Raw genomic sequence first — 25,834 nt, 5'->3', positions numbered from 1 at the left:
CTGGCGGGTGGACATAACAGACCGGGTCCACTCCTGGCCCGGCCCGAGGCACATGTCCTGCGGGATTTAACTGACCCACGGGACATGTCCACTCCTGGCCCGGCCCGAGGGGCATGTCCGGGGGGCTGGGCGGTTACTCCCCCAGCACCTCGAGGGCACCGAGCCATTCAAGCTCGAGGGCTTCGCGTTCGACGGCGAGATCCTTGAGCTTTTTGTTCAGGGCACCAAGTTCGCCGACGGCCGAGGTGTCAGCGGCAGCGGCAGTCATCTGGGCGTGAATCTTATCTTCCTGCTGCTTGATTTTGCCGAGCTGGCGGTCGATCCGGTTTTTGGCCTTGCGGGCATCCCGCTTCTCGGCTTCGGACGGGCCTGTCGCTGCCGGGGCCGACGAGCCGCCTGCAGCGGTAACCGGGTTGCCTCCGCCGGTGATGGTGGACCCGGCCAGGGCCCCTTCGCGCAGTTCCAGGTACTGGTCCACACCGCGCGGCAGGGCTCGGATCTTGCCATCACCGAGGAGCGCCATCTGGTGGTCCGTGACGCGTTCGAGCAGGTAGCGGTCGTGGCTGACGACTACAAGTGTGCCCGGCCAGCCATCCAGGACGTCTTCGACGGCGGCGAGGGTATCGGTGTCGAGGTCGTTGGTTGGTTCGTCCAGCATCAGCACGTTGGGTTCTCCCACCAGCAGCCGCAGGAGCTGCAGCCGGCGGCGTTCACCACCGGAGAGGTCCTTGACCGGGGTCCACTGCTTCTCGTTGGTGAAGCCGAGTTGTTCCACGAGCTGGCCGGCGGTGAATTCCTTGCCCCCGACGTTGAAGGAGCGCTTCTCCCGCTCGATCACTTCGATGACGCGCAGGTCCGAGACGTCGTCGAGCTCCTTGACCTCCTGGGTCAGGACCGCGGTGACCACCGTCTTGCCGCGCTTGACTTTCCCGGCGGAGGGCTCGATCTCACCGTTGAGCAACTTCAGCAGGGTGGTCTTGCCGGCGCCGTTGACGCCGACGAGGCCCAGCCGTTCGCCGGGGGCGAGCCGCAGGGTGATGTTGTCGAAGAGCTTTTGGCCGGGTTCGCCGCCGAGGAAGTCCAGTGAGACGTTTTCGAGGTCCAGGACGTCCTTGCCGAGCCGGGCGGTGGCCATCTTGCTCAGTGCCGTCGAGTCGCGCGGTTCGGGGACGTCGGCGATCAGGGCGTTGGCTGCCTCGATCCGGAATTTGGGTTTGGCGGTGCGGGCCGGGGCGCCACGCCGGAGCCACGCGAGCTCCTTTTTTACCAGCTGCTGGCGCTTGCTTTCCACCACGGAGGCGGAGCGGTCACGTTCGGCTCGGGCCAGCACATACGCGGCGTAACCGCCGTCGAACGGGTCCATAATGCCGTCGTGGATTTCCCAGGTCTTGGTGCAGACTTCGTCCAGGAACCAGCGGTCGTGGGTGACGACGAGGAAGGCGCCCTGGTTGGCCCGCCAGCGGGTCTTCAGGTGCCGGGACAGCCACGCGACGCCTTCGACGTCGAGGTGGTTGGTGGGCTCGTCGAGCATAATAACGTCGTGGTCCTCGATCAGCAGCTTGGCCAGCGCCACACGCCGTTTCTGCCCGCCGGAGAGCGCGTGCACGTTGGCGTGCCAGTCGACGTCGGAGACGAGTCCGCCCATGACTTCGCGGATCTGGGGGTTGCGGGCCCACTCGTAGTCGGCCTGGTCCCCCACGATCGCAGCGCCGACGGTGAGGTCGCCGTCGAGCACGTCGCTCTGGTCCAGGTAGCCGATGTTGACTTCGCTGCGTTTGGTCACCCGGCCGGAGTCGGGGGTGGAGCGCAGGGCCAGCAGCCGCATAAGGGTCGATTTGCCGTCACCGTTGCGGCCCACCATGCCGATCCGGTCGCCCTCTTCAAGGCCGAGGGTAATGCCATCGAGGACGGTACGGGTTGCATAGGAGACCGTGAGGTTCTCGCCGCCGAGCAGGTGTGCCACTGGGAACTGCTTTCCTAGAGAAAAAGTAATGTCGAGCAAATATGGTCAGGCGTGATGGGGCCACGCCACTCCGCCGCGCGGAGGACAGCGCCGACCCTATTAAAGGAGCGTATCGGAGATGATGCGCGCCCCGTGAACCGGGCCGTGCACGGCCAGGGCGTCAAGGCCGTGGTGCCGGAGGTCACCCGCCAGCCCCTCGGCCGCCGCCGGGCCGTGAACCAGAAGTGCCACGGTGGGGCCGGAACCGGAGACGATTCCGGCGATCGCGCCCAGGGCCTCGCCGAGCCCGAGGGTGTCCCGGAGGCTCGGTGCCAGCGCAATGGAGGCGCGCTGGAGATCGTTGACCAGCACCCGGCCCAAGGCTTCAGCGTCGCCACCGCGCAGGGCTTGCAGGACCATCGGGTCCACAGCGGTGGGTTCCTCGATCACTACCCCTTCGGCCTCGCGGAGCCGGTCCAGGGTCCGGAAGACCTCCGGTGTGGGCAGGCCAAAATCAGCGGTCACCAGGACCCAGTTGGTCTGGGCCTTAACGAGGGCCGGCGAGAGTTCGTCGCCGACGCCGAGCCCGACGGCGGTGCCGCCGAGCAGGGAGAACGGCACGTCTGCGCCGAGTTCGGCGGCCAGATGGGCGAGTTCGTCGCGCGAGAGCCCGCTGTTCCACAGTGCGTCGCAGGCGAGCAGGGTGGCTGCCGCGTCGGCCGATCCCCCGCCCATGCCGCCGGCCACGGGGACCCGTTTGGTGATTTCGAGGTGGAGACCGGTGGAGTTCTCCGAGACGTCGGCCATAATCGCGGCGGCCTTGTAGGCAAGGTTCCGCTCGTCCAGGGGGATGTCAACGCCGTCGAGGTCCAGGGTGCTTGCCGGACCGATGCTGACCGTAATCTCTCCGGTGTTTGTGCTGGTGGCGGCGACTTCCTCGTAGAGGGACACCGCGAGGTAGACGCTGGCCACCGAGTGGTAGCCGTCTGCGCGCAGGGGTCCGACGTCCAGTGAGACGTTGACTTTGCCGGGCGCCTTGACCCGGACGGTCCTCGCGCCCAGGCGCCCTCTCACTGCATTCATGGCTCCACGCTATTCATGGCTCCACGCTATGGCATGGCGGGGTCCGGCTCCAAGCACGGTCCCGGACCTGCTTCATCTTGTCGGAGCCGCCGCCCGGGTCATTGCGCCGGCTGTCCGCGCTGTTCCGCGATCCGGGAAAACGCCATGATGTCAATCACTTCGCCTCGCGCCGTGGGATCGACACCGGCGGCACGCAGGCACCGCTCAGCCTCGGCCGCGCCGCCGGCCCAGCCGGCAAGGGCAGCACGAAGGGTCTTCCTGCGCTGGGCGAAGGCTGCATCGATGACCGCAAACACCTCTTCCCGGGTGGCCGTGGTGACGGGCGGTTCCCGGCGGGTGAATGCCACCAGGCCGGAGTGGATTTTCGGGGCGGGCCAAAAGACATTCATGCCGATGACTCCGGCCTTGCGCATGCTGGAGTACCAGGCGGCCTTGACCGAGGGGACACCGTAGGTCTTGGACCCGGGACCGGCGGCAAGTCTGTCGGCCACCTCGTCCTGGACCATCACCAGGCCGTGACGGAGGCTGGGGAAATGCTGGAGCAGGTGCAGGACCACCGGGACGGCGACGTTGTAGGGCAAATTCGCCACCAACGCTGTCGGTTCCACCGGCAGCTCGGTGACCCGCATAGCGTCGGCGAGGACAAGGTGGAAGTCCCCAACGGCGGCCGGCCGCCACCGGGCAACCGTGGCAGGGAGCTTCCCGGCCAGGACAGGATCGATCTCGACGGCGACAACCGAGCGGGCAGCGTCCAGCAGGCCCAAGGTCAGGGACCCGAGCCCCGGCCCGACCTCCAGGACCGTCTCGTCCGGGTGGACGTCCGCGGCGGCCACGATCCTGCGAATCGTGTTGCCGTCAATGACGAAGTTCTGACCGAGAGTCTTGGTGGGGCGGACGCCGATCTCCTCGGCCAGCCTGCGGATGTCGGAGGCGCCCATCAGGGGTGCAGGGGAGCTTGCCGGCTTGCTGGTGGGCTCACTGGCGGGAGCGGAAGAGGTCGGTTCAGTCACCTTGGTATCCTATCCCGCGGACCGGCCCGGGCATGGCGAGGGCCGGGTCCGAAAATCGGACCCGGCCCTCGTGGAATTCCGCTGCCGTGGTCAGCCGCTGCGGACACCCGTGCTACTCGAAGTGCCGGTCACCCGGAGCTCAGCCTCCGGTGTGGCCCCGCTAGCGCGAGGCTGCCCAGCCGCAACCCCACGGCGACAGGCCGCGCTGCGCGTAGACGCGGTTGGCGATGTCGATCTGCTGGGCTTTGGTGGCACCGGCTGCATTCGGTGCGTAAGCGCCGCCGCCGGCACCGAGCCAGGTCCGGACGTCGAACTGCAGGCCGCCGTAGTAGCCGTTGCCGGAATTGATGGACCAGTTGCCGGTGGACTCGCACTGCGCAATCTTGTCCCACATGGCTTCGTTCATCATGGCGGGGGCTGCGGCGCCGGTGTTGGCCCCGGCGGCGGCAACTGCCGCCTGGGGTGCCGGTTTGGGCTTCTCCTTGGTGCCAACCGTGATCTGTTCGGTGACCGGCTGGGCACTGACGGACTGGGACACCAGGGTGCGGGAGGCTTCGCGACCATCAACCATCACCAGCTTGAAACTCTTGTTGATGGTGCCCGCCACGCCTGCCTGGGTCACCTGCTTCTCACCCTTGATCATCCCGGCGTCCTCCGTGGTGAGGGTTTCGAACGGTACCGCTTCGGTGGACTCCGCCGTCTGGCTCACGTCCACCCGGGAAATCTTGATCACCATGTCACTGACAACCGGGGCGTTGCCGGGCTGCGAGAGCCTGTCGCTGGCGGCCAGGGAGATGCCGGCGTCGGACAGCAGCGCAGAGACATTGGCAGCCGTGGTCGTGGTCTTATTGGCCTTGCCGTCCGCGACGATGCTCACGGTCTTGGGAGTCGAGATGGACACGAACGACCCCGAGACCGCAAGCTGGGCATCCTTCGGGGCGGACAGCTCCGAGGAACCGGCAACGCCGAGTTCCGTGACGAGGCCTTCGACTGTCGGCGCAGTGGTGTTGACGGTCCGCTCGGCGCCGTCCAGGCTGACCTTGACGGCCTTGGCGAGGTTGACGTTAATGACTGTGCCGTCCTGTACATGGGAAGCAGCGGCAGGCGTCACCCGGTCCGCGGACTGGAGCTCAAGGCTTGCTCCCTTGACGACCTGGCCGACAGTGCCGCCAAAGGTCTGGACCGAGCTCACTTTGCCGTCCACGTTGAGCGTGACTGTCTTGTTGTTGCCGACGAAGGCAACCAGCCCCAGCACCAACGCGACCAGCACTACAAGTTGCGTACCGACCTTGACGAAGCTGAATTTGCCGTCCGATGTAAAAAACTTGACCACGATTGCCCATATCTTTTGGACCATCCGGGCACGGGGAAAAGTGCGAGGGCAACGCACCGCAGACAGCCCAAAGGCAGCACCGGAAACGGTGCGGTGTGTCCGCGGCGGCCCTGTGCACCGCCACACTCATAAACGAGAGCGCGCCCATGGTTCGTTGGCCACGATGCGCGCCCTGCAGGAGTGAAATTATCCGAAGGCCTTCCCCGACCCCGGCTAATAGTTCTCCACTGTAACCGGAGCGTTATAAAGCAACCAAGAAATTATGCATACGCGGTATCTAACCCAGGGCGGGGCGACCCAGTGTCATCAGTCCCAGGATCCGTATGCCTGCACCGTATTGCGGGCAATCCGGGAACACATCTCCGAGAGCTCCCAGCCAGTCAATTCGGCCATGGCCCTGACGGTGTAGGGGACCATGTAGCTAGCGTTGGGGCGTCCCCGGTGCGGGTGCGGGGTAAGGAACGGGGCATCGGTTTCGACGAGGATCCGCTCCGGCTCCGCGATGGCCAGCGCAGCCCGGAGGTTGGCGGCGTTTTTGAAGGTCAGTGTCCCGGCGAAGGACATGTACCAGCCTTCCGTATTGCAGATCCTGGCCAACCGGTCATCGCCGGAGAAGCAGTGGAACACCACCCGCTCGGGGGCGCCTTCCTCCCGCAGCACCTGGACGACGTCCTCGTGCGCGTCCCGGTCATGGATCTGGAGGGTCAGCCCGAGACGTTTGGCGATGTCGATGTGCCGGCGAAAGGAATAACGCTGGTGCGCCAGCCCGTCGCCCTCCGTTCGGAAGAAATCCAGTCCGGTCTCGCCGATGGCCCTGATCCGCGGGTGCGCCGCCAGGGCCTCGATCTCTGCCAGGGCGTCCTCCAGTTCGCCGCGGGCGGCGTACTCCGGCGCATCGTTGGGGTGCAGGGCGACGGCACCGAGCAACCTCGCATCCAGTTCGACTGCCTGAACGGTAAACCGGGACGATTCGAGGTCGCACCCCACCTGCACGGCGCCCTGCACCCCCACCGCCGCGGCGGCGTCCAGTGCGTCAGCGATGCTGACATTGAGCTCGTTGTGCGGGAAGTCCAAGTGCGTGTGGTTGTCCATAACCGGCACCGGAAGCGGTTCCGGCGCCGGCGGATAACCCTGCCTCCCGGCGCCGTCGCTGCCGGGCGCACGAAACGGAACGGGAGTCAGGGGGGTCGTCATCCGTCCACCTTATCGGCGGTCCTTCGGCCGGATGAAACCGGCGAACTCCCCGAATTAACCCAGGCGCACTATATCCGACCCGACGCTGGTCCGATATTTCCGCGGAACTCTCTGTCAGGCCCGGCAGTTCTGTTAGTAGTCTGTTCTCAAGACTGGATGCCGGCGGGCGGTATCCAGGCTCAGGCACAGACGGCTAGGAATCAACGGTCAGGAACACAGGCATACCCCAAGGAGTGACCCGGCCAGCACCAGCCGAACCGGGGCACCGCCAGGGCTGAAAGGCTACCGATGGACTACCAGCGCATCTCCCTGGACGAAGGACACCCTGACGGGCCGGACCGCCGGGAGGACTCGGCTGCGGCCGGGCTCCCGCCTGCCCTGCGCCCCGCGCCGCCGGCCGCGGCGATGGACGCGGCAGCCTTCCGCTCCGCCAGCGGACGCATCCTGACCGCCATCAGCACCGTGATCGACGGGAAAGCGGAAGCGGCCAAACTCGCCTTGACCGTGCTCTTGGCCCAAGGCCACCTGCTCCTCGAGGACGTTCCCGGTGTCGGCAAGACCCTGCTGGCCAAGACGCTCGCCCGCACCATCGACTGCTCCGTGAGCCGCATTCAGTTCACCCCCGATCTGCTCCCCTCCGACGTCACTGGCGTGTCCATCTACAACCAGGCTTCGCGCTCCTTTGAGTTCCGGCCCGGGGCGGTTTTTGCCAATATCGTCATCGGTGACGAAATCAACCGCGCCTCAGCCAAGACCCAGTCCGCCCTGCTGGAATGCATGGAAGAACACCAGGTCACGGTGGACGGCACGTCCTACAAGCTCGACGAGCCGTTTATGGTGGTGGCCACGCAGAATCCGATCGAAATGGAGGGCACCTACCCGCTCCCGGAAGCGCAGCGGGACCGCTTTATGGCGCGGATCTCCATGGGTTACCCGGACCGGGAGGCCGAAATGGAAATGCTTGAGACCCACCAGGCGACGTCCCCGCTGGCCAAGGTCACCGCCGTCGTCACCGCCAGTGAGGTCGCGGCAATGATCGCTACGGTGCGGCAAGTCTACGTCTCCCAATCGATCAAGGAATACACCGTGTCGCTGGGGCGTGCCACCAGGGAAAGCGGAATGCTCCGGCTCGGAGCCAGCCCCCGGTCCATGCTCCAGCTGCTGCGCGCGGCCAAAGCCACGGCAGCACTGGAGGGCAGGGACTTTGTGCTGCCGGACGACGTGGTCAGTGTGGCAGAACCGGTCCTGGCCCACCGGATCATCCTGGACCGCAAAGCCGTGAGTGCGGGAGAAACCGCCCAGAGCGTGATCCGTGCCGTCCTGGCGAAGATTCCGGTCAATCCGGACGTTGCGTCCGCCCCGGCTGCAACCCTGCCGAACCGCCGTTAGGGGTGGCTCCGCAGTGGCGCTGACCGACCGCTTCCCGAGGCACATCTTCACCAGCAGGGGGTGGGGACTGCTGGTGGCGGGTATGGTCTTCCTGCTGGCAGCCCAGGTGATGGGTCGCCGGGACCTGCTGGCGTTGGCAGTCCTGTTGCTTGTCCTGCCGCTGCTCTCGCTAGCCGGAACCCGGCTGCTCAAGCCCAACTTCAGCGTCTACCGGGAGTTCACCCCCGCCAGCGTGGAAGCTGCGGCCACCACCACCGTCCGGTTGGCTGTCGCCCGGACAGGCGTCGGCTCCGGCCACGCGCTGATGGAAGAGCACCTGCCCGCCCGTTTCGGCGAATCCCCCGTTTTCCGATTTCCGGCGCGTTCGGCAGCAGGCGGGAGCAGCCGCTACGAATACCATTTGCGCTCCGGAAAACGCGGCCAGTTCCTGATCGGGCCGGTCACGGCTGAGTTCAGCGACCCCTTCGGCCTCTCCCTGCACCGCCACGCCATCGACGAAGGCGCCATCCTCACTGTGACCCCGGCCGCCGTCGAACTTCCCGTCACGGGACTCGCCGGCGCCAGGGGGCACGACGGCGTTACCGCCACGCGCGTCCGGGGCAACCCGAGCGACGACGACGTGATGACCCGGGAATACCGGCATGGTGATCCGATGCGCCGGGTGCACTGGGCGGCTACGGCACGCCACGGGGAGCTGATGGTCCGGCAGGAGGAATCGGTCACCACTCCGGAGGCGACGATCATCATGGACCAGCGGCTGCAGGCCTTTAGCCGTGGCGCCTTTTCGGCCGGCACCACATCCTCTGCCCGCCACCCGTTCGGCGGTCCGCGCGGAGCGGATGGCTACCGGAGTGGACACGGCGGCGCCGCTGCCGGGGACGGGCGGGAACTCCTGACCAGCGACGCCTTCGAATGGGCCGTGACGGCCGCGGTATCCATCGGCGCCCATCTCGCCGAACGCAATTACGCGCTGCGCTTCCTCGATGCCACCGGCGAGCCCGCCTTCCGGAATTCACCGTCCGCGCCCGAGCCGGAGGCTGAAGAGTACCTCGGCGAGTCGGGGCTGCAGTCCATCGCCGAGAGCCTGGCCGCGATCCAGCTCACCGGCCCGCACCCCAACCGCCGGGACGAAACCGCGGGTGCGGCCCCGAGGCTTCCCGGCCGCAGGTATCCGTCGGCACCCGAAGCCGGCCCGCAGCCGTTCGACGACCGGCTGCTGGACAAGCTGGCCGCGCACCGGATGCGGGGGCCGGTGCTGGCCATCCTCGGACACCTCACGCCGGCCGAGGCCAGGTCACTGGCCCCGGCGGCCGGCTTTGCGGCAAACGCGTTTGCACTGGTGATCACCGGCCGTGCCGGGCAGCCCCAGGAAGCGCTCGAAATCCTCCGGCTCGGCGGCTGGCGGACAGTGCCGGTCTCCCCCTCGACGCCGCTGCCCGCAGCGTGGACGGCCTTCGACGAGGACGGTGCCACGTCACCGCCGGCCATGGCCGCTGATCTGGGACGTGGTACGGGGGTCCGGCGATGACCCTGACACCGCAGCGAAATACCGGCGCACCGGCCGGCGGTTCCGGGGTGGCCGCGGCGCACGGGCCGGATTCGGCCGCCCGTCGGTTTCCCCCGGCCAACCAGACGCCGCGGCCTGGAGCGGGCGCACAGCCATGGCTGATGGCCCTCGCGGTGGCAGTCGCCGTCGCAGGTGCGGCGCTCAGCCTCAACGGGGTGCTGCGGGGATGGTCCTGGTTCTCCCCCGTACTGTCCACGGTTTTCGCCGTGGCCTTTACGATGGCCGGGCTCCGCACGCTCCGCTGGCGCAGCGCCGTCGTGACGGCCGGTTCGCTGGCGGCACTGGTGCTGGTACTGACGTTTACCTTTTTCCGTGCGCAAAGCATCGCCGGCTTTATCCCCTCGGACACCACTGTGACGCAGCTGGGGCGGTACGTGCGCCGGGCCAGCGAGACGGTTCTGTCCGAAAGTGCCCCGGTGGCTCCGAATGCGGGCATCGTCCTGGTGGTGTGCGCCGCCCTGGGATTGATGGTGATCCTGGTCGATGCCCTCGCCTATCCGCTGCGGTTGCCGGCCACCAGCGGGCTCGGGATCCTTGCCATCCTTATCGTTCCCGCCATGATCAAGCCGCAGAGCGTCGGCGCGCTGGGCTTCGCGGCGGCAGCGGCCGGCTACCTGATGATTCTGGGGTGCAGCCACTGGTTCACGCCCGACCCGCGCACCGGGGCGGACACCGTCCGCAGCTCTGGGCAGTTACGGCGCGGCTCCCTGACTGCCGCGGTTGCGCTGACCGTTACGCTCCTGGCCCAGGTGGTGATTCCGGGTTTCGACCAGGGGACGTTCCCGCAGGGCTCGCGGCTGAATCCTTTCGGTCCGGCTTCGGGACTGAACCCCATGATCAGCCTGGGCAACAGCCTCCGCAGCCCCGCCGGTGACGGCCGGATCACCTTTGCCACCAATGCGTCCAGCACGCCGTACCTGAGGTCCGTGACGGTCGACAGTTTCGACGGCGACAACTGGACACCGGATGACCGCGCCGAAACGCGCCGGCTCGGCACGGGGAGGATCGAATCGGGCCTCGAATCCGCCGCAGCCGAAGTCAGGGTGGTCACCGCGGTGAACACCGGACAGTTCACCAGCCCCTACCTGCCGGCGCCGTACGCGCCGGAGGCAGTGAACGGCCTCACCGGCCGCTGGAGCTGGGATCCTGCCACGCTGAGTATCAAAGGTGTTGACACGAACTCCCGCGACCAGCAGTACGTAGTGCTCTCCGCCGCGCCCCAGCTCACCCCGGATCTGCTGGCGCAGTCCGGTGGGCCGGTGCTGGGAATCCCCGAGGAGTTCACCCGAGAGCCGGCGAACGTTCCGGAAATCGTGCGCACCACCGCCGACGCTGTGACCGCCGGAAACAACACCGCCTATGCCCGGGCCATCGCCATCCAGCGCTACCTGCGTTCCGCAGAGTTCACCTATTCGCTGCAGTCCCCGGTCCAGGGCGGGTATGACGGCAACGGCCTGTCTGTCCTGGCTGACTTCCTGACCCAGAAAAGCGGGTACTGCATCCATTTCGCCTCGGCCATGGCCGTGATGGCACGGTTGGAAGGCATCCCCAGCCGGATTGCGGTCGGTTACGCGCCGGGCCGGCCCACCGGGGCCACTGTGTCGATCGGAGGCCAAGGCGCCCTGCCGGAATATGAGGTCGACGCCCGCGACGCCCATGCGTGGCCCGAACTCTATTTCCAGGGCCTTGGCTGGGTCCCCTTCGAACCCACCCCCTCGCGCGGAGTCGTTCCCGCCTACGCCAGGGACAGCTCGGCCCCCGGCGGCGCCAGTACCAATGAAAATAACGACGGCCTCATTCCAAGCTCGAACCCCAGCACGTCACCGGTGCCCACTGTGGCTCCGCTGCCGCTGCCGGACGCCGCCGCCGGGGCGGGCGCGGCAAGCGTGTTGGTGCCAGCGCTCTACGGCACCGGCGCGTTGCTTGTCCTGGTGCTGTTGCTGGCCTCACCGCAACTGGCCCGCGGCGCCGTGCGGCGCCGCCGATTGAACGGTTCCGGGGGCGGCACGGCGGCAGCGCTGCAGGCTTGGGCAGAATTGCGCGATCTCAGCACGGATTACGGCCTGCCGCCGCAGACCAGCGAGACTCCGCGGCATTTCTCAGCCAGGCTGCGGTCCTCGGGTGCACTGGGAGAGCCAGAGGGCATCGATGCGGACGGCCACATCGCCGTCAGGTCCCTGACGGCCGACTTCGAACGCCGTCGCTACGGCCGCCCGCCCGCCGGGAACGACGGTGACGTCGTCCCTGCCCGCCCCGCAAGCCCTGCCGGCAACGGGAGCCCGGCCGGCAACGGGAGTCCGGCCGGCAACGGGAGTCCGGCCGGCGGAACCAGCCAGGACGGCAGCGCCGCAAGCTCCGCTGCTCCCCTCATTTTGGCCGTCCGGACGTCCCTGCGCGCCCACGCGGGACCGCTGGCGCGCTGGCGCGCGGTCTGGCTGCCGCCTTCCATCCTGGGTCTCTGGCGGCGAGCCGCGGCGGCGCCTTTTCACGCCAGCCGCCGGACAGCACAACGCACCCGGCACGGCATCGCACGGGCCTGGTTGGGGACCCGTGAAGCGCTGCGCCGGGTGCGTTGGCTGCGCCGGAGCTGAAGCGTCCCGGCCAGCGGACGTGGTACTAGCCGGCGTACGGGTCGGCGATGCCGATGTACTGGGTGTAGAGGTATTCCTCGATGCCTTCCAGGCCGCCTTCGCGGCCCAGGCCGGACTGCTTGACCCCGCCGAAGGGTGCAGCCGCGTTGGAGACGACGCCGGCGTTCAGGCCCAGCATGCCGGTCTCCAGGCGTTCGCCCATCCTGATGCCCCGGTTGAGGTCCTTGGTAAAGACATAGGCCACCAAGCCGTACTCGGTGTTGTTCGCGAGGCGGACGGCCTCGTCCTCGGTGTCGAAGGTGATGATCGGGGCGACGGGTCCGAAGATTTCCTCGGACAGGATCCGGGTGCCCTCGGTGACGCCCTTGAGGATGGTGGGCTGGTAAAAGTATCCCGGACCCTCGACGGCGGCGCCGCCGATCACTGTGACCGCACCGGCCGCCACGGCATCGGAGACCAATTCGTGGACCTTGTCCCGGCTCTTCGCATCGATCAGCGGGCCGACCTTGGAGTCGGCTTCCGTACCGCGGGCAGTGGTCATATCCGCCATCTTCGCGGCGAACTTCTCTGCGAACTCGTCGGCGACGGACTCGTGCACAATGAACCGGTTAGCGGCCGTGCAGGCCTCGCCCATGTTGCGCAGCTTCGCCAGCATCGCCCCGGTGACGGCTGCGTCGACGTCGGCGTCCTCGAAGACCACAAACGGGGCGTTGCCGCCGAGCTCCATCGAGGTCCGCAACACGTTTTCGGAGGCATCGGCGAGCAGCCGGCGGCCAACTTCAGTGGAGCCGGTGAAGGAAAGCTTCCGGAGCCGGGAATCCTTGATCAGCGGACCGGTCGTGGCCCCGGCAGTGGAGGTGGGGATAACGTTCAGGACACCGGCGGGCAGCCCGGCTTCCATCATCACCGCGGCGAACAGCTGGGACGTCAGCGGCGTCAGGTTCGCGGATTTGAGCACCATCGTGCAGCCCGCGGCGACGGCGGGGGCCACCTTGCGGGTCGCCATCGCCAGCGGGAAGTTCCACGGCGTAATCAGCAGGCACGGGCCCACCGGCTTCTTCGTCACCAGCAGCCGGGACTTTCCGTCCGGGGAGACGGAGTAGCGGCCGAAGGCGCGGACAGCTTCCTCGGAGAACCAGCGCAGGAACTCCGCACCGTAAGTGACCTCGCCGCGGGCCTCGGCCAGCGGTTTGCCCATCTCCATCGTCATCAGCAACGCAAAATCATCAGCCCGTGCGGTGACCAGCTCGAAAGCCCGGCGCAGAATCTCCCCGCGCTCCCGGGCCGGGACCTTCGCCCAGGAATCCTGTGCCTCAGCCGCGGCGTCGAGGGCGGCGGCCCCGTCTTCGGGCCCGGCATCGGCAATGCTCAGCAGAACCTTGCCCGTGGCGGGGTCCTCCACGTCAAAGGTCTTGCCGGAGGCAGCCGGGCGCCACTGGCCGCCGATCAGCAGGCCGGTCGGAACAGAAGCCAGCAGGGCGCTCTCACGCTCGGCGGTAACAATGGGCTGGGTAGTTGCAGTCACGGTTGACTCCCTCGTCAGCAATTCGGTTGGATGGGTTCGGTTCAGCGCCGTTCGAAAAACCATACGCAGGGCGCTGCATTTACTGCCACGGTACTGCCGTGCTCTGGAGACTGTCTACGCTTGTCCGCACTACGCCGAGCGGGGTTCGCTGTGCAGCTGCACAGCGCTAGCCCGGGCCGGCGACAAGGGCGCTACCGGGCCGCAAGCACCGCGGAATAGAGTTCCCGCTTGCTGACCCTGGCGTCCTCCGCCACAGCCGCGACGGCCTCCTTGAGCCGGATTCCCTGCGCCATCAGCGCATTCACGTCGGCGACCAGATCTTCCGGCCGCCCCGGAGCCCGCTCCGGGGCGCCGCCCACAACGACGGCGATCTCGCCACGCACCTCGTTGGACTCGGCCCACTCGAGCAGTTCGCGCAGAGTGCCCCGGATGACTTCCTCGTAAGTCTTCGTCAGTTCCCGGCAGACCGCCGCCCGGCGGTCCGCGCCGAACCGCTCACGCAGCGCCCGAAGCATCGGTTCGAGCCGATGCGGGGCCTCAAAAAACACCATCGTGCGCCGTTCTGCGTCGAGATCCGCGAGACGCGAGGAGCGTTCGCCGGCTTTGCGGGGCAGGAAGCCCTCGAAGCAGAAGCGGTCCGTAGGCAGCCCGGAGAGCGCGAGTGCGGTGAGGACTGCTGACGGCCCGGGTGCTGCGGTGACAGTCAGGCCGGCGGCGACGGCTCCTTCGACGAGGCGGAAGCCGGGGTCCGAGACGGAGGGCATACCGGCGTCGGTCACCATCACGAGGGTCTTGCCGGCGCGTACCTGGTCAAGGAGTTCGCCGGTCTTGGCGTCCTCGTTGTGCTCGTGATAGCTGATGATCCGCCCGGAAACAGTGATCCCCAAAGTCTGCACCAGCCGGTGCAGCCGCCGGGTGTCCTCGGCGGCGACGATGTCCGCCGTTGTCAGCAGCTCGACCAGCCGGTAGGTAGCGTCCCCGGCGTTTCCGATCGGCGTTGCCGCCAACACGATCCGTCCCGGGCCGCCGGTTTGCGGTACCGGCCCCGTTCCGGGGTTTTCCCCGGGCCGGGGACCGGAGCCATCCTCGACGTCGTCCGAGCGGACCAGCTTGTCGCCGGGAGGGTTCGGGGAAATGCTGAATATAGGGTCCACACGACCAGCCTACTGCCGGGGAGCGGCGCATGGAGACGACTCCCGGTCCGTGCGCCGGGCCGGACGCCGGGCCGCAAAAGGTAGCATGGGCTTCGTGACGCAGACCCCCACGCGGACCGTAGAAGCCGGTTCCGCCGGATCGGCCCCCCCAGCCCCCCGCACCGGACGCAATCTGGAGGGGCACCGCTGGCTCAGCCGCCCGGCGGAGGCGTTTACCGTCGATGCCCTCCAGGAACGCCTGATCGGCAGCCTCCGGAGCTGGCGGGACTATCCGCCGTCGCTCCGGCTGTGGTTCTGGCTTGTCCCGTCCATCAGCGCGGCCCTGGGCGGAATTCTGCGGTTTGTCCGGCTGGATTCCCCCCGCAGCCTGGTGTTCGACGAGACCTATTACGTCAAGGACGGCTACTCGCTGTTGGTCAGCGGCTATGAACGCGCGTGGCCTGACAAAGCCAACGATTCCTTCGTCGCCGGAAATCCCCAGGTGCTGCTGGACACGCCTGAATATGTGGTCCACCCGCCGGTCGGGAAGTGGATGATTGCCGCCGGCATGTGGCTCTTTGGCCCGGACAACCCCTTCGGCTGGCGGTTCGGGGCGGCCCTGACCGGCACGCTCTCCATCTTCTTGCTGGCCCTGATCGCCCAGAAGCTTTTCCGCTCCCTGACCCTCGGAGCCGTGGCCGGTGTGCTGCTTTCGGTGGACGGGCACCACCTGGTGATGTCGCGGACCTCGCTGCTGGACATCTTCCTGATGTTCTGGGTCCTTGCCGCGTTCGGCGCCCTGCTGATGGACCGCGACGACGGCCGCCGCCGGCTGGCCGTGCGGCTGGGCCGTCAGGCAGGCGCCGCCCCGGACGGACGGCCCGGCCTGCTCCAGCTGGCGTCGGGCCCCTGGCTGGGGATCCGCTGGTGGCGCCTCGCCGCCGGTGTGTGCCTGGGATTGGCGGTTGGCACTAAGTGGTCCGGGCTGTTTTTCCTGGCCGGTTTTGGGCTGCTGACCGTCTTCTGGGATCTGAGCGCACGCCGGATCGCCGGAATCCACGGCTGGATCAGCGGCGGGATCCTCAAGGACGGAATCCCCGCCTTCCTGGGCATCGTCCCGGTCGCCGCGCTGGTGTACACCGCCACGTGGACCGGGTGGTTCCTGTCCAAGGACGCCTACTTTCGGAACTGGGCCGCGGCCGTGCCCTCGGCGGAATGGGGCTGGCTGCCCAACGCCGTTCGGTCGCTGGCGCACTACCATCTGGAGGCCTACAGGTTCCACCAGGGCCTCAGCTCGGAGCACCCGTACGAGGCCAGCGCCTGGAGCTGGCTGGTGCTCGGCCGGCCCACGTCCTTCTTCTACGAATCCCCCAAACCGGGCAGTCCCGGCTGCGATACCGCCAGCTGCACAACGGCAATCCTGTCGGTGGGCAACCCTGTGATCTGGTGGGGTGCCGCCGTCTGCCTTGGTGTGCTGCTCTTCTGGTGGGCCGGGCGGCGGGACTGGCGTGCCGGGGCCGTGCTCGCGGCCGTGGGAGCCGGCTATCTCCCCTGGTTCCTCTACCCGGAGCGAACCATGTTCTACTTCTACGCCGTGTCCTTCGAGCCCTTCCTGGTGCTGGCCCTCGTCTACTGTCTGGGGCTTGTCCTGGGCCAGCGCACGGATCCGCTGTGGCGCCGTCGTTCCGGACTGTACCTCGTGGCACTCTTTGTGGTCACGGCGATCGTCGTCTCGGCCTTCTTCTATCCGGTCTGGACCGCCGAGACCATCACCTACCAGGATTGGCGGTTCCGGATGTGGATGCCGTCCTGGATCTAGGGCAGGATTGCAGGTGACGTCCACCGGCACCAGGCGGACCCGGAACGGAGACATGGCTGTGAGAGAAGCAAGCACCGGACTGCTGGTCAACCTCGACCCGGGGAGCAACGTAACCGACCTGCTGCTGGCACAGCATGCCCAGGATCCCGTGCATGCGCTCTACTCCCGCAAAGGACCGGCCGGTTGGGCCGACGTCTCCGCAGCGCAGTTCCTGGACCAGGTCCGGGCACTGGCCAAGGGCCTGATCGCCGGCGGCATCACTCCCGGCGAGACGGTAGCGGTGATGTCCGGCACCCGCTACGAGTGGACCGTGGTGGACTTTGCCGTCTGGTTCGCCGGCGGCGTCCCCGTTCCCATCTACGAGACATCCTCGGCTAGCCAGATCGAATGGATCCTGCACGACTCCGGGGCCCGGCGGGTCTTCGCGGAGAACGAGCTGCGGGCGGGGCTTGTGCGTGAGGTCCTGGACAGCTCAGCGGTGCTCGGTGACGCGGTGCTGTCCGTAGTGCGGATGGACTACGACGGCGACGCCCCTAACCTTGCCAGCCTGGCGGCGGCAGGCAGCGGGGTTGGCGACGCCGAACTCGAACAGCACCGGACCGCGGCCGGCCTTGCCGACGTCGCGTCACTCGTCTACACCTCCGGAACGACGGGCCGGCCCAAAGGCTGCGAAATCACCCACGGAAACTTCGCCCTCGTCGCCAGGAACATCGTGCCGTTCCTGCCCGAGATCCTCTTGCAGCCCCGCACCCGGACCCTGATGTTCCTGCCGCTGGCCCATGTCCTGGCCCGCGCAGTCCAGGTGATCTGCCTGAGCGCAGGAACCACACTCGGACACACCGCCAGCGCCAAGGAACTGCTCGCGGACCTGGCCAGCTTCAAACCGACCTTCCTGCTTGTTGTGCCCCGAATCTTCGAGAAAATCTACGCCGGCGCCGCCCACAAGGCGGCCCTGGCCGGGAAGGAACGCCTGTTCCTGGCCGCCGCCGCCGTCGCGGTGGACTACTCAAAACAACTCGACGCCGCCGCTCGGGGCGAGGGGGCCGGGCCCGGGCTGGTGATCCGGGCCAAGCACACCCTTTTTGACCGGCTGCTGTACCCCAAACTGCGGCAGGCATTCGGCGGACAGTTGGGCTACACGGTTTCGGGAGCCAGCCCGCTGAGCCCCCACGACGCGCACTTCTTCCGGGGCGCAGGAGTCCCTGTCCTGGAAGGCTACGGCCTCACCGAAACGACGGCACCCTGTACGGCCAACACTCCCACGCGGACCAAGGTGGGGACGGTTGGCATACCGGTACCCGGAACCACCATCCGGGTCGCCGAAGACGGCGAGATCCTGGTCAAGGGTATCGGCGTCTTCAAGGGTTACCACAACAACGCCGCGGCCAACGCGGAGGCGTTTGTGGACGGGTTTTTCCGCACCGGCGACCTGGGGTCACTGGACGCGGACGGCTTCCTGACCATCACCGGCAGGAAAAAGGATCTGCTGGTCACCGCCGGCGGCAAAAACGTCGCCCCCGGGCCGCTTGAGGAAAAGATCCGCGAACACGAATTGGTTCTGCAGGCTGTGGTGATCGGCGACGGCAGGCCCTTCGTATCAGCCCTGATCAACCTGGACCCGGAGGGCCTGGAAAACTGGTGCGCCGCCCACAAGGTTCCGGCGATGAGCACCGCCACGGCCCGCGGCAGTGATCTGGTCCGGGTGGCCCTGCAGAGCGCCGTGGACGACGCGAATGCCCTGGTTTCCCAGGCCGAGTCCATCCGCAGTTTCGTGGTCCTGGACGCCGACTTTACGGTGGAGTCCGGTCACCTGACACCGTCCCTGAAGCTCAAGCGCGCAGCCGTTGTGCGTGACTTCCAAGCGCAGATTAACCGCATCTACGACTAACACCGCAGGATCGGCCCCGGATGCAGGGAAGCGGCCGGCACCATGGGTGCCAGCCGCTTGCTGTGCCTGTCCGGAGTCGCCGGCCAGTGCGCTACACGGTGCTTGAGCTTCCGCGCGCGGGGGTGTCCAGGGTGTCGGCTGGTGCGGTATCGGCTGGTGCATCGGCCTGATCGGTCTTGTTCCGGCGGAAGAGCGACCGCTTGGGCTTGTCCGCTTCGCCGCCAGGGTTCGCTTCGCCGGCAAGGTTCGCCGGGGAGCCAGGGTTCGCTTCGCCGGCAAGGTTCGCCGGGGAGCCAGGGACACCATCGCCGGAGGCAGTGTGCGCGACCGCCGCCGCGTCCGGTTCCGCGCTCTTGGCGCCGCGTTTCGGCAGTCCCCGGCGCTTGCGGGTCGGCCAGGTAAGGATCAAGGTGAGCAGCGAGGCGATCAGCACCAGGGCGGCGATCACGATCCCGCCGTCGACCCAGAACTGGGCCGGGAAAAGCCTGATCAGGGTGTCCTGCAACGAGAAGGTCCAGGTGCCGCTGGCAAAGAAAACACTGTGGAATTCGGTGAAGAACTGTTCCCAGCCGAGCGCACCCAGCACGCCGAGGCTGGTGACGACAACGAGGGAGATGATGGAGCCTGCAAACAAGCCACGCCGAACCCCGCCGGCCGTGCGGCGGCGCAAGTAGATCACGGCAATCAGGCTCAACAGGATCAGCAGGGCACCGGCGCCGAAGGTCGAGAGGATCACAAGCTTGACGTCGGCCATGTGACTGACCTCGCCGTCCCGGAAAAGCTTGTCGCCGCCGCGGTGGACCAGTTCGCCGAGGTAGCGGGGTCCGGCCCAGTTGCTCAGGTAGTCCACGGCGTAGGAGCCGTAGGTCAGGCGGTCATCGGTACTGAAGCCGTAGCCGTCGCCCGGAAAACCGGGGCGGTTGTACTCAACCCAAAGGAACAGCGGGCTGGCGATCGCCCGGACGGCCAGGACCAGCAGAATAACCGGGAAGCACACTGCGAGCAGGACCTGCATCACCCGCGGCGCCACGGGCTTGGCGTTCGCCGCGTGTTCCCGCTCGGCGTTTCGGCGCTGCACCTCTTCCTCCGGGGGCCGGAGCTGCAGCGCCGAAGTGGGCAGCGGCTCGCTGAAGTGCGAGCCCTGGCCGCGCTGGGACGGTTCGACGGCGGCTTCGGCAGCTTTGCGGTCGGCGCGGGTTCCGGCCTGCCGGCGCTCCGAAGCTGCTGCCACCGGAGTTGCTGCCACGGGCGTGGTGGCCGCTGGCGTGGCCGCGGCCACCGTGGTGCCGGCGGCCGCCACCGGAGTTCGGTCAACGGCCGCTGAAGGACGCTGTTCCGCGGACCTTGGCTTCATCCAGTCGAACGCCGGCTCGCCAGAGTCATCGGCCGGATCCAGCGGCGGATCCTGTCGGTTCGGAGGGGTGGGACTTGAGTCAGTCACTGCAGCTTCGCTTCCGTAGGCGGCCGCGCCGCCGGGCTCGGCCCGGCAACGCTACATATCTGCCTCCGAGCCTACCGCCCGCGCCCGACTGTGGGCGAGATGCCACCCCGAACGGGACGGGGTTTCAACGGAACGGCTACTAAGGCTGTAGGGCCGGTGCCCGCCGGTTTCCGGGCCGGCCCGTCAGCGTTTGGCGTACTCGGCCCAGGGGATGTTCCAGTCGCCGAAGCCTTCGAGCGGTTCCACGGCCGGAGCACCCGTATTGAGGGTCTGGACGACGTCGCCGGTCTTCATGTTGTTAAAGAACCAAGCGGCGTCGGCCGGGAGCAACCCAACACATCCGTGCGAGACGTTGTACTTGCCGACCGCACCCCACGCCGACTCGAGGGCCTGGTGGACGTACACCCCGGAGCTTGTCAACCGGTTCGCGTACTCCACCGTCAGCGGCGGATAGTAGCCCTTGTCGCCGGGCTTCAGCCCGATGCTGCCGGCATTGAACTTGGAGTTGCGTTCCTGCTCCATGATCACGGCGAACCCGGTGGGCGAGAGCCACTCAGCATCGCCCAGCGTAACCGGAGCGGTCCTGACCAGCTGGCCGTCGAAATATACGTTCATCTTTTTGGTGATGTCATCAACAACTGCCAGACGCTGCGGGCCAACCTTAAACGAGACCTTGGTGTCCGCGTTGCCGATCATCTTGTTGCCGAAGTCGACGCCGAAAAGTGACAGGTCCACGGTAATCTCGCTGTTGGCGGCCCAGAACGCCTCAGGGCGGATCCTGACGCGCCGGTCCGAATACCAGCGCCACGCCACCGCCTGGCCGGAGGACGCCGTGACGGTGACGGCCTGCTCCAATGCCTCCTTGTTCAGCACAGGTTCGCTGAAGACGATCTCGATGGGCTGGCCCGCGCCGACGGTGCTGCCGCCGAGCGGATATACGGCGGCGTCCGCCTCATTGGCCCGGGCAACCGTCGCGAAGGTCTGCGCCTTTTTAGTTTCACGGCCGGCCTGGTCGACAATCGTGAACCTGTACGTGTACTGCGTGTCGAATTCAAGCGGATCCCCGGCCGTCCAGGTGGACCCGTCCGGGCTCGTGGTACCCGGGATGCCGCCGCCGCCTGAGGCACGCTCGAGCACAACGTCAGTTACCGTGCCGTTGATTGCTTTGACGGACGTGGGTGCAGCGGGGTTCACGGCTTTGGCCCCGTCGCTCGGAGTCACGCCGAGCTCCACGGCTTTTACCACCGGTGCCGCGAGTCCGGCGACGTTTCGCATCGGGGCTGCCGCCTCTGAGGGCATTTCCGCTTCGGCCCTGCCGGGCCCCGCAGCGATGCCAATGCCGCCGGCTCCGACTGCAGCACAAACTGCCAGCACGGCCAGCATCTTGCCGCTTTTCCTGCCAACTGGCAGCCGGCGGACTTGGTGCCCGCCGCGTCCGCGCGGCGCTGCCCGGCGCCTCAAGACCTTGCCCATGCCCTGCTCCCCCAAAGATAATCCTGCCGCCACCGGTCAACCGCTGGCGGGCACTCGCTCAGTTCGCGTACTCCGCCCAGGGAATGTTCCAGTCCCCGTAGCCGTCGTCTACGGCGGCAAAGTCGCCATCGGTGTTGACGACCTGGACCACGTCACCGGTTGTCATGTTCTCGAAGACCCATTTTGCGCCGTCGGGCCCCAGTCCGATGCAGCCGTGCGAGAGGTTGGCGACGCCGAGATAGGGCATCGCGGAATCCGTGGCCTGATGAATGAACTCACCGCTCGGGGTCAGGCGTGTGGCGTAGTTGACGTCGAGCTGGCCGTAGTAAGCCGGGTCGCCCGGCTTCAGGCCGATCGTGGACGCATCCATGTGCTCCACGCGGTACTTCTCCATAAACACAAGGTATCCGCGGGCCGACGGGAACCGGGTGTCACCCATGGTCGCGGGCCACTGGCCGAGCTGCTGATCGTTGACGCTGGCCGTAAAGGTGTGCGCCGTCGCATCCGCAATGGCGACCTTTTTGTCGCCGATGTGGACGGTGACCTTTTTGTTGAAGTTACCGATTTGCCCGTTGCCGAGGTCGACGCCAAAGAGCTGCATGTCCATCGTGATGGTGCTGTTTGCGGTCCAGAAGTTTTCCGGTCGGTACCTGACCATGGTGTTACTGAACCAGTGGAAGGCACCGGCCTGACCGGAGGTGGAGCTGATCTTAATGGCCTTTTCGACGGCGTCCCGGTTCAGGACTGGCTCGCTGAAGGTAATCTGCAGCGGTTGTGCCACGCCCACTTTCATCCCGTCCAGCGGGTAGATGGCAGCGTCGGCCTCGTTGGCGGTCGAGACGGTGGTGAAGCTCCGCGTCGAGGTGTCCTTGCGGCCGGCTGCGTCCACCACGGAGAAGGTGTAGTTGTAGCGGGTGTTGAACTTCAGCGCGGCGGCTGCCGTCCAGCCGGTGCCGTCAGCGCTCAGGGTTCCATCGATGGCGTCGCCGGATGCGCTCGTCAGGGACACTCGGTCGATGTGGCCGTTGCTGACCTTAAGGGTCACCGGCGCGGCAGGGTTCACCTGTTTGGCCCCATTCGCGGGCGCAACGTTCAGCTGCGCGGGCGCCACCACCGGGAAAGCGAGTCCCGGCGTCGAGCGTTCCGGCGAAGCGGCCTCGGAAGCGAAGGATGCATGGGCCAATCCGGGCCCCGCAGCGAACACTCCGCCGGCCGCGGCAAGCGCGCAGACCGCACCGATCACGGCAAGCTTGCGGCCGGTGCTCCGGCTTCTCGGGGCGTTCAAAATACTCGGTTCCTTCCAGACGTTACCTAGAAAGCATAAATGACTTTCCTGCCGACCCCGCCCTCGGCTCCGCCACGATCAGGTCACGAAGAAGGCCCCGAACGGACGTCCGGAGCCTTCTACTCAGTCATCTGCCGTTGCTGCGCCCTGGTGAAACGGCGCCGGCCCGGTCCTAGTAGCGGTAGTGGTCCGGCTTGTACGGACCGGAAACCGTGAGGTCCAGGTATTCGGCCTGCTCCTTTGACAGTTCGGTGAGTTCGACGCCCAGTGCGCCGAGGTGAAGCCGCGCCACCTTCTCGTCGAGGATCTTGGGCAGCACGTAAACCTGCTTGTTGTACTCCCGCTCCTCTGCCGGCTGGTCCCGCTTGGTGAAAAGCTCGATCTGCGCGATGGTCTGGTTGGCGAAGGAGTTGCTCATCACGAAGGACGGGTGCCCGGTGGCGTTCCCGAGGTTCAGCAGGCGGCCTTCGGACAGCACGATGATGGAGCGCTCATCCGCGGTCCCGGCGTCGAGCACCCACTCGTGGACCTGGGGCTTGATCTCGACCTTTGTGATGCCCGGGATCCGGGCGAGTCCGGCCATGTCGATCTCGTTGTCAAAGTGGCCGATGTTGCCCACGATGGCTTTGTCCCGCATCCCGGCCATGTGCTCGGCCATGATGACGTCTTTGTTTCCAGTGGTGGTGATGAAGATGTGGCCCTCCGCCAGCACGGATTCCAGTTTCGCAACCTGGTAGCCGTCCATTGCGGCCTGCAGCGCGCAGATCGGGTCGATTTCGGTGACGATAACGCGTGAACCCTGGCCCCTGAACGCCTCGGCCGCACCCTTGCCCACATCCCCGTAGCCGCAGACGACTGCGACCTTGCCGCCCATCAGCACGTCGGTGGCGCGGTTGATGCCGTCCGGGAGGGAGTGGCGGATGCCGTACTTGTTATCGAATTTGCTCTTGGTGACGGAGTCATTGACGTTGATGGCCGGGAACAGCAGTTTTCCCTGCTCCGCGAGCTGGTAGAGGCGGTGCACGCCGGTCGTGGTTTCCTCGGTGACACCCAGCAGGCGCGAGCCGATCCGGGTCCATTTCTGCGGATCGGCCTGCAGCGAAGCGCGCAGCACCTCAAGGAAGACGCGGCCCTCCTCGGACTCGTCGTCAGCGGTGGCCGGGACAGCGCCGAGCGCTTCGAAGTCGACGCCCTTGTGGACCAGCATGGTGGCGTCGCCGCCGTCGTCGAGAATCATGTTCGGTCCAAGATCCGGGTTGCTGTCCGCGCCGGGCCAGGTGAGGATCTGCTCGGCAGTCCACCAGTATTCCTCGAGCGTTTCGCCCTTCCAGGCGAACACGGGAACACCCTGCGGATCCTCAGCGGTTCCGGTGCCGACCACCACGGCTGCGGCGGCTTCATCCTGGGTCGAAAAGATATTGCAGGAAGCCCAGCGGACCTCGGCGCCAAGCGCCGTGAGCGTCTCGATCAGCACTGCCGTCTGCACCGTCATGTGCAGCGATCCGGCGATCCGGGCACCCTTGAGCGGCTGGCTCGCGCCGAATTCCTCGCGCAGGGACATCAGGCCGGGCATCTCGTGCTCCGCGAGGCGGATCTGGTGACGGCCGGCCTCGGCCAGGGAAATGTCCGCAATCTTGTAATCGAGAGTCATCTGAATCCTTTGTTGTGGCCGGCGGGCAGGTCCTGGACCTGGCCGCCTGTGAAGTCGATAGTTGTGCTTATCGGTGGCTGAAAAGTACTTCGGTGCCGAACGTCAATGTGATGGGGCTGGAGGCTAAGTGTCCGCGTGCCCGGAAGCGGCGGTGGAAAGGCCTGCGGCCGGCTGGCCGCCGTCGTGCTGGGAAGCCGGGGCAGCAGCGGCGGCCGGCAGCAATTCCGGCGGCAGCAACAGGGGGATGCCATCCTCGATCGCGTAGCGCAGTTTTTCGCCGTCGGCTCCGGCCGCGGCGGTGACGAGTTCCTCGCCGTCCTGTACCAGCGGGGAACCTGTTACGGGGCATCTCAGGACAGACAACAGTTCGGGACTGATCTTCGGCATGGTGAACGCTCCCTGGTGGGCGCCGCAGCAGACGCGGCTAGCTTACGGATTTTGCAGTTCCCAGCCTACCGCCAGTTGCGGTCTAGGAAGGTTCCCGCAGCACACGCAGATGCCCCCGGCGGGTGCCCTCGGAGCCGGCCGGAGCTTCCAGTGCCGGATGGACGCCGCGCCGGCTTTGCCCCGGTTCCGGTGCGGCCGGCCGGGAGGCCGCCTCCCGGACGGCGTTGGCAAGGGCGAGGAGGTCATCTGGACCGGGACCTGCCGGGGTAGCCGGCATGGCCAGCCGCAGCACTTCCCAGCCGCGCGGGACGGTCAGGGACCCGGCATGCTGTTCACACAAGTCGTAACAGTGCGGCTCGGCATAGGTTGCCAGTGGTCCCAGGACGGCCGTGGAGTCGGCGTACACGTACGTCAAAGTGGCCACCGCTGAATTGCGGCAGGCTGACCTTGAACAAAGACGAATGGCACCCACGACATCACAGACTACTCCCCCGGACCGGGAGGGGGCGCCCGGCACGCTGACGGCGGGTCGGGCGCCCGTGTCGCGGAAACCTTTCGCCGGGTTTAGAGTCGAGATATGCAGTCATCGCACCACGATCCGGGTTTTACGGTCCGCTTGGCTGAAAGCGACGCCGGACGTCCCGACGCCGGGTCCACAGCAGGCGCTTCCGGGCGCGCCGCGCCGGCGCGGGGCTTCCGCCAGCGGCGGAGGAACCGGCACGGCCGGGGGCTCCGCGGGGAGCTTATGCTGCCAACACTGCCCGGCTACCGGACCCGTTCCGATCGCTTCGACGACTTCGTCCTCGACTCGGCGGAGCGGCTCCATGACATTTGGGGCAAACCGCTGGACGGTGTCCGTTTCGCCGTCGACGAGATTCCGCCGGGCTTGGAACAAATCGTGGCGGAGCGCACTCCCGCACCCATGGGGTCCTGCTCCCCCGCTACGGCGGAGGAGGGGCCGGTCATCACCCTGTACCGGCGGGTAGTCGAACATGCCTGCGCGAGCCGCGAGGAACTTCAGGACCTGGTCCATGACGTTGTGGTGGAGTACACGGCTGAGATGCTCGGCGTTCCGCCCGAGTCACTGGACCCGGTCTACCGACGCCGATACTAGTTAGCCGCC

General features: G+C 67.1%; 19 protein-coding genes. 6 read left to right on the top strand and 13 right to left on the bottom strand.

Annotated features, from left to right (window positions below; all coding sequences use genetic code 11):
• Window positions 1-133: 133 nt before the first annotated feature.
• From QMG72_RS04725 to QMG72_RS04705, 5 genes are all read right to left on the bottom strand, one after another.
• Window positions 134-1,963 (bottom strand): ABC-F family ATP-binding cassette domain-containing protein, encoded by a 1,830-nt coding sequence (locus QMG72_RS04725; RefSeq protein ID WP_226773590.1) that lies wholly within the window; start codon window positions 1,961-1,963, stop codon window positions 134-136.
• A gap of 99 nt (window positions 1,964-2,062) precedes the next feature.
• Window positions 2,063-3,025, bottom strand: a complete 963-nt coding sequence (locus tag QMG72_RS04720; RefSeq protein ID WP_226773591.1) for a 4-(cytidine 5'-diphospho)-2-C-methyl-D-erythritol kinase — start codon at window positions 3,023-3,025, stop codon at window positions 2,063-2,065.
• Window positions 3,026-3,123: 98 nt separating this feature from the next.
• Window positions 3,124-3,963: a 16S rRNA (adenine(1518)-N(6)/adenine(1519)-N(6))-dimethyltransferase RsmA gene (gene rsmA, locus QMG72_RS04715; protein WP_226773618.1), complete on the bottom strand. Its 840-nt coding sequence runs from the start codon at window positions 3,961-3,963 to the stop codon at window positions 3,124-3,126.
• A gap of 232 nt (window positions 3,964-4,195) precedes the next feature.
• The gene (locus QMG72_RS04710) at window positions 4,196-5,368 is read right to left on the bottom strand and encodes a resuscitation-promoting factor (RefSeq protein ID WP_226773592.1); all 1,173 of its coding nucleotides are present in this window, start codon (window positions 5,366-5,368) and stop codon (window positions 4,196-4,198) included.
• Between the two features lie 306 nt (window positions 5,369-5,674).
• Window positions 5,675-6,562: a TatD family hydrolase gene (locus QMG72_RS04705; protein ID WP_226773593.1), complete on the bottom strand. Its 888-nt coding sequence runs from the start codon at window positions 6,560-6,562 to the stop codon at window positions 5,675-5,677.
• Between the two features lie 288 nt (window positions 6,563-6,850).
• Here QMG72_RS04705 and QMG72_RS04700 point away from each other — a divergent pair, with 288 nt between their 5' ends.
• From QMG72_RS04700 to QMG72_RS04690, 3 genes are read left to right on the top strand one after another with little or no spacing between them, the layout of a single operon-like run.
• Entirely contained in the window at window positions 6,851-7,951 is a 1,101-nt protein-coding gene (locus QMG72_RS04700) for an AAA family ATPase (RefSeq protein ID WP_226773594.1), read from the top strand.
• Between the two features lie 13 nt (window positions 7,952-7,964).
• Complete coding sequence (locus QMG72_RS04695; protein ID WP_226773595.1) at window positions 7,965-9,479, top strand: DUF58 domain-containing protein; 1,515 nt, start codon at window positions 7,965-7,967, stop codon at window positions 9,477-9,479.
• The gene (locus tag QMG72_RS04690) at window positions 9,476-12,109 is read left to right on the top strand and encodes a transglutaminase TgpA family protein (RefSeq protein ID WP_283479823.1); all 2,634 of its coding nucleotides are present in this window, start codon (window positions 9,476-9,478) and stop codon (window positions 12,107-12,109) included. Before QMG72_RS04695 ends, QMG72_RS04690 begins: the two co-directional genes overlap by 4 nt.
• A gap of 25 nt (window positions 12,110-12,134) precedes the next feature.
• On the opposite strand, the gene QMG72_RS04685 is transcribed toward QMG72_RS04690, so the two are convergent.
• Both QMG72_RS04685 and rsmI read right to left on the bottom strand, forming a co-directional pair.
• On the bottom strand, window positions 12,135-13,634 hold the full coding sequence (locus tag QMG72_RS04685) for an NAD-dependent succinate-semialdehyde dehydrogenase (RefSeq protein ID WP_282359175.1): 1,500 nt from the start codon (window positions 13,632-13,634) through the stop codon (window positions 12,135-12,137).
• A 191-nt stretch (window positions 13,635-13,825) separates the two neighbouring features.
• Window positions 13,826-14,647, bottom strand: coding sequence for a 16S rRNA (cytidine(1402)-2'-O)-methyltransferase (gene rsmI, locus QMG72_RS04680; RefSeq protein ID WP_226773619.1), 822 nt, complete (start codon window positions 14,645-14,647; stop codon window positions 13,826-13,828).
• A 226-nt stretch (window positions 14,648-14,873) separates the two neighbouring features.
• Between rsmI and QMG72_RS04675 the strand changes: the two genes are divergently transcribed.
• Both QMG72_RS04675 and QMG72_RS04670 read left to right on the top strand, forming a co-directional pair.
• Window positions 14,874-16,586, top strand: coding sequence for a dolichyl-phosphate-mannose--protein mannosyltransferase (locus QMG72_RS04675; RefSeq protein WP_283479820.1), 1,713 nt, complete (start codon window positions 14,874-14,876; stop codon window positions 16,584-16,586).
• A gap of 58 nt (window positions 16,587-16,644) precedes the next feature.
• Complete coding sequence (locus QMG72_RS04670; RefSeq protein ID WP_283479993.1) at window positions 16,645-18,474, top strand: AMP-dependent synthetase/ligase; 1,830 nt, start codon at window positions 16,645-16,647, stop codon at window positions 18,472-18,474.
• Window positions 18,475-18,565: 91 nt separating this feature from the next.
• Here QMG72_RS04670 and QMG72_RS04665 read toward each other — a convergent pair whose 3' ends face one another.
• From QMG72_RS04665 to QMG72_RS04640, 6 genes are all read right to left on the bottom strand, one after another.
• Window positions 18,566-19,915 (bottom strand): TIGR01906 family membrane protein, encoded by a 1,350-nt coding sequence (locus tag QMG72_RS04665; RefSeq protein ID WP_349358879.1) that lies wholly within the window; start codon window positions 19,913-19,915, stop codon window positions 18,566-18,568.
• 183 nt (window positions 19,916-20,098) lie between these two features.
• Entirely contained in the window at window positions 20,099-21,298 is a 1,200-nt protein-coding gene (locus QMG72_RS04660) for a L,D-transpeptidase (protein ID WP_283479991.1), read from the bottom strand.
• Window positions 21,299-21,446: 148 nt separating this feature from the next.
• Window positions 21,447-22,673 carry a L,D-transpeptidase gene (locus QMG72_RS04655; protein WP_282359171.1) on the bottom strand — a complete coding sequence of 409 codons (1,227 nt, stop codon included), beginning with the start codon at window positions 22,671-22,673 and terminating at the stop codon, window positions 21,447-21,449.
• 172 nt (window positions 22,674-22,845) lie between these two features.
• The gene (gene ahcY / locus QMG72_RS04650) at window positions 22,846-24,324 is read right to left on the bottom strand and encodes an adenosylhomocysteinase (RefSeq protein ID WP_226773600.1); all 1,479 of its coding nucleotides are present in this window, start codon (window positions 24,322-24,324) and stop codon (window positions 22,846-22,848) included.
• Between the two features lie 123 nt (window positions 24,325-24,447).
• Window positions 24,448-24,711 (bottom strand): Trm112 family protein, encoded by a 264-nt coding sequence (locus QMG72_RS04645; RefSeq protein ID WP_282359168.1) that lies wholly within the window; start codon window positions 24,709-24,711, stop codon window positions 24,448-24,450.
• Between the two features lie 82 nt (window positions 24,712-24,793).
• A complete protein-coding gene (locus QMG72_RS04640; protein WP_226773602.1) occupies window positions 24,794-25,183 on the bottom strand; it encodes a DUF3499 domain-containing protein in 390 nt (129 codons plus the stop codon).
• Between the two features lie 105 nt (window positions 25,184-25,288).
• Between QMG72_RS04640 and QMG72_RS04635 the strand changes: the two genes are divergently transcribed.
• Complete coding sequence (locus tag QMG72_RS04635; protein WP_282359167.1) at window positions 25,289-25,825, top strand: metallopeptidase family protein; 537 nt, start codon at window positions 25,289-25,291, stop codon at window positions 25,823-25,825.
• The last annotated feature ends 9 nt before the right edge of the window (window positions 25,826-25,834 follow it).

This window comes from Pseudarthrobacter sp. PH31-O2 (assembly GCF_030063265.1).
Lineage (GTDB): Bacteria > Actinomycetota > Actinomycetes > Actinomycetales > Micrococcaceae > Arthrobacter.
This window is presented reverse-complemented; position numbering and strand designations above follow the sequence as displayed.

Excerpts from the sequence above, each read along its gene's own strand:
- QMG72_RS04675 (WP_283479820.1), top strand. The coding sequence starts at position 14,874 with ATGGGCTTCGTGACGCAGACCCCCACGCGGACCGTAGAAGCCGGTTCC.
- rsmA (WP_226773618.1), bottom strand. The coding sequence starts at position 3,963 with ATGGGCGCCTCCGACATCCGCAGGCTGGCCGAGGAGATCGGCGTCCGC.
- ahcY (WP_226773600.1), bottom strand. The coding sequence starts at position 24,324 with ATGACTCTCGATTACAAGATTGCGGACATTTCCCTGGCCGAGGCCGGC.
- QMG72_RS04705 (WP_226773593.1), bottom strand. The coding sequence starts at position 6,562 with ATGACGACCCCCCTGACTCCCGTTCCGTTTCGTGCGCCCGGCAGCGAC.
- QMG72_RS04720 (WP_226773591.1), bottom strand. The coding sequence starts at position 3,025 with ATGAATGCAGTGAGAGGGCGCCTGGGCGCGAGGACCGTCCGGGTCAAG.
- QMG72_RS04690 (WP_283479823.1), top strand. The coding sequence starts at position 9,476 with ATGACCCTGACACCGCAGCGAAATACCGGCGCACCGGCCGGCGGTTCC.
- QMG72_RS04700 (WP_226773594.1), top strand. The coding sequence starts at position 6,851 with ATGGACTACCAGCGCATCTCCCTGGACGAAGGACACCCTGACGGGCCG.
- QMG72_RS04660 (WP_283479991.1), bottom strand. The coding sequence starts at position 21,298 with ATGCTGGCCGTGCTGGCAGTTTGTGCTGCAGTCGGAGCCGGCGGCATT.
- QMG72_RS04635 (WP_282359167.1), top strand. The coding sequence starts at position 25,289 with ATGCAGTCATCGCACCACGATCCGGGTTTTACGGTCCGCTTGGCTGAA.
- QMG72_RS04645 (WP_282359168.1), bottom strand. The coding sequence starts at position 24,711 with ATGCCGAAGATCAGTCCCGAACTGTTGTCTGTCCTGAGATGCCCCGTA.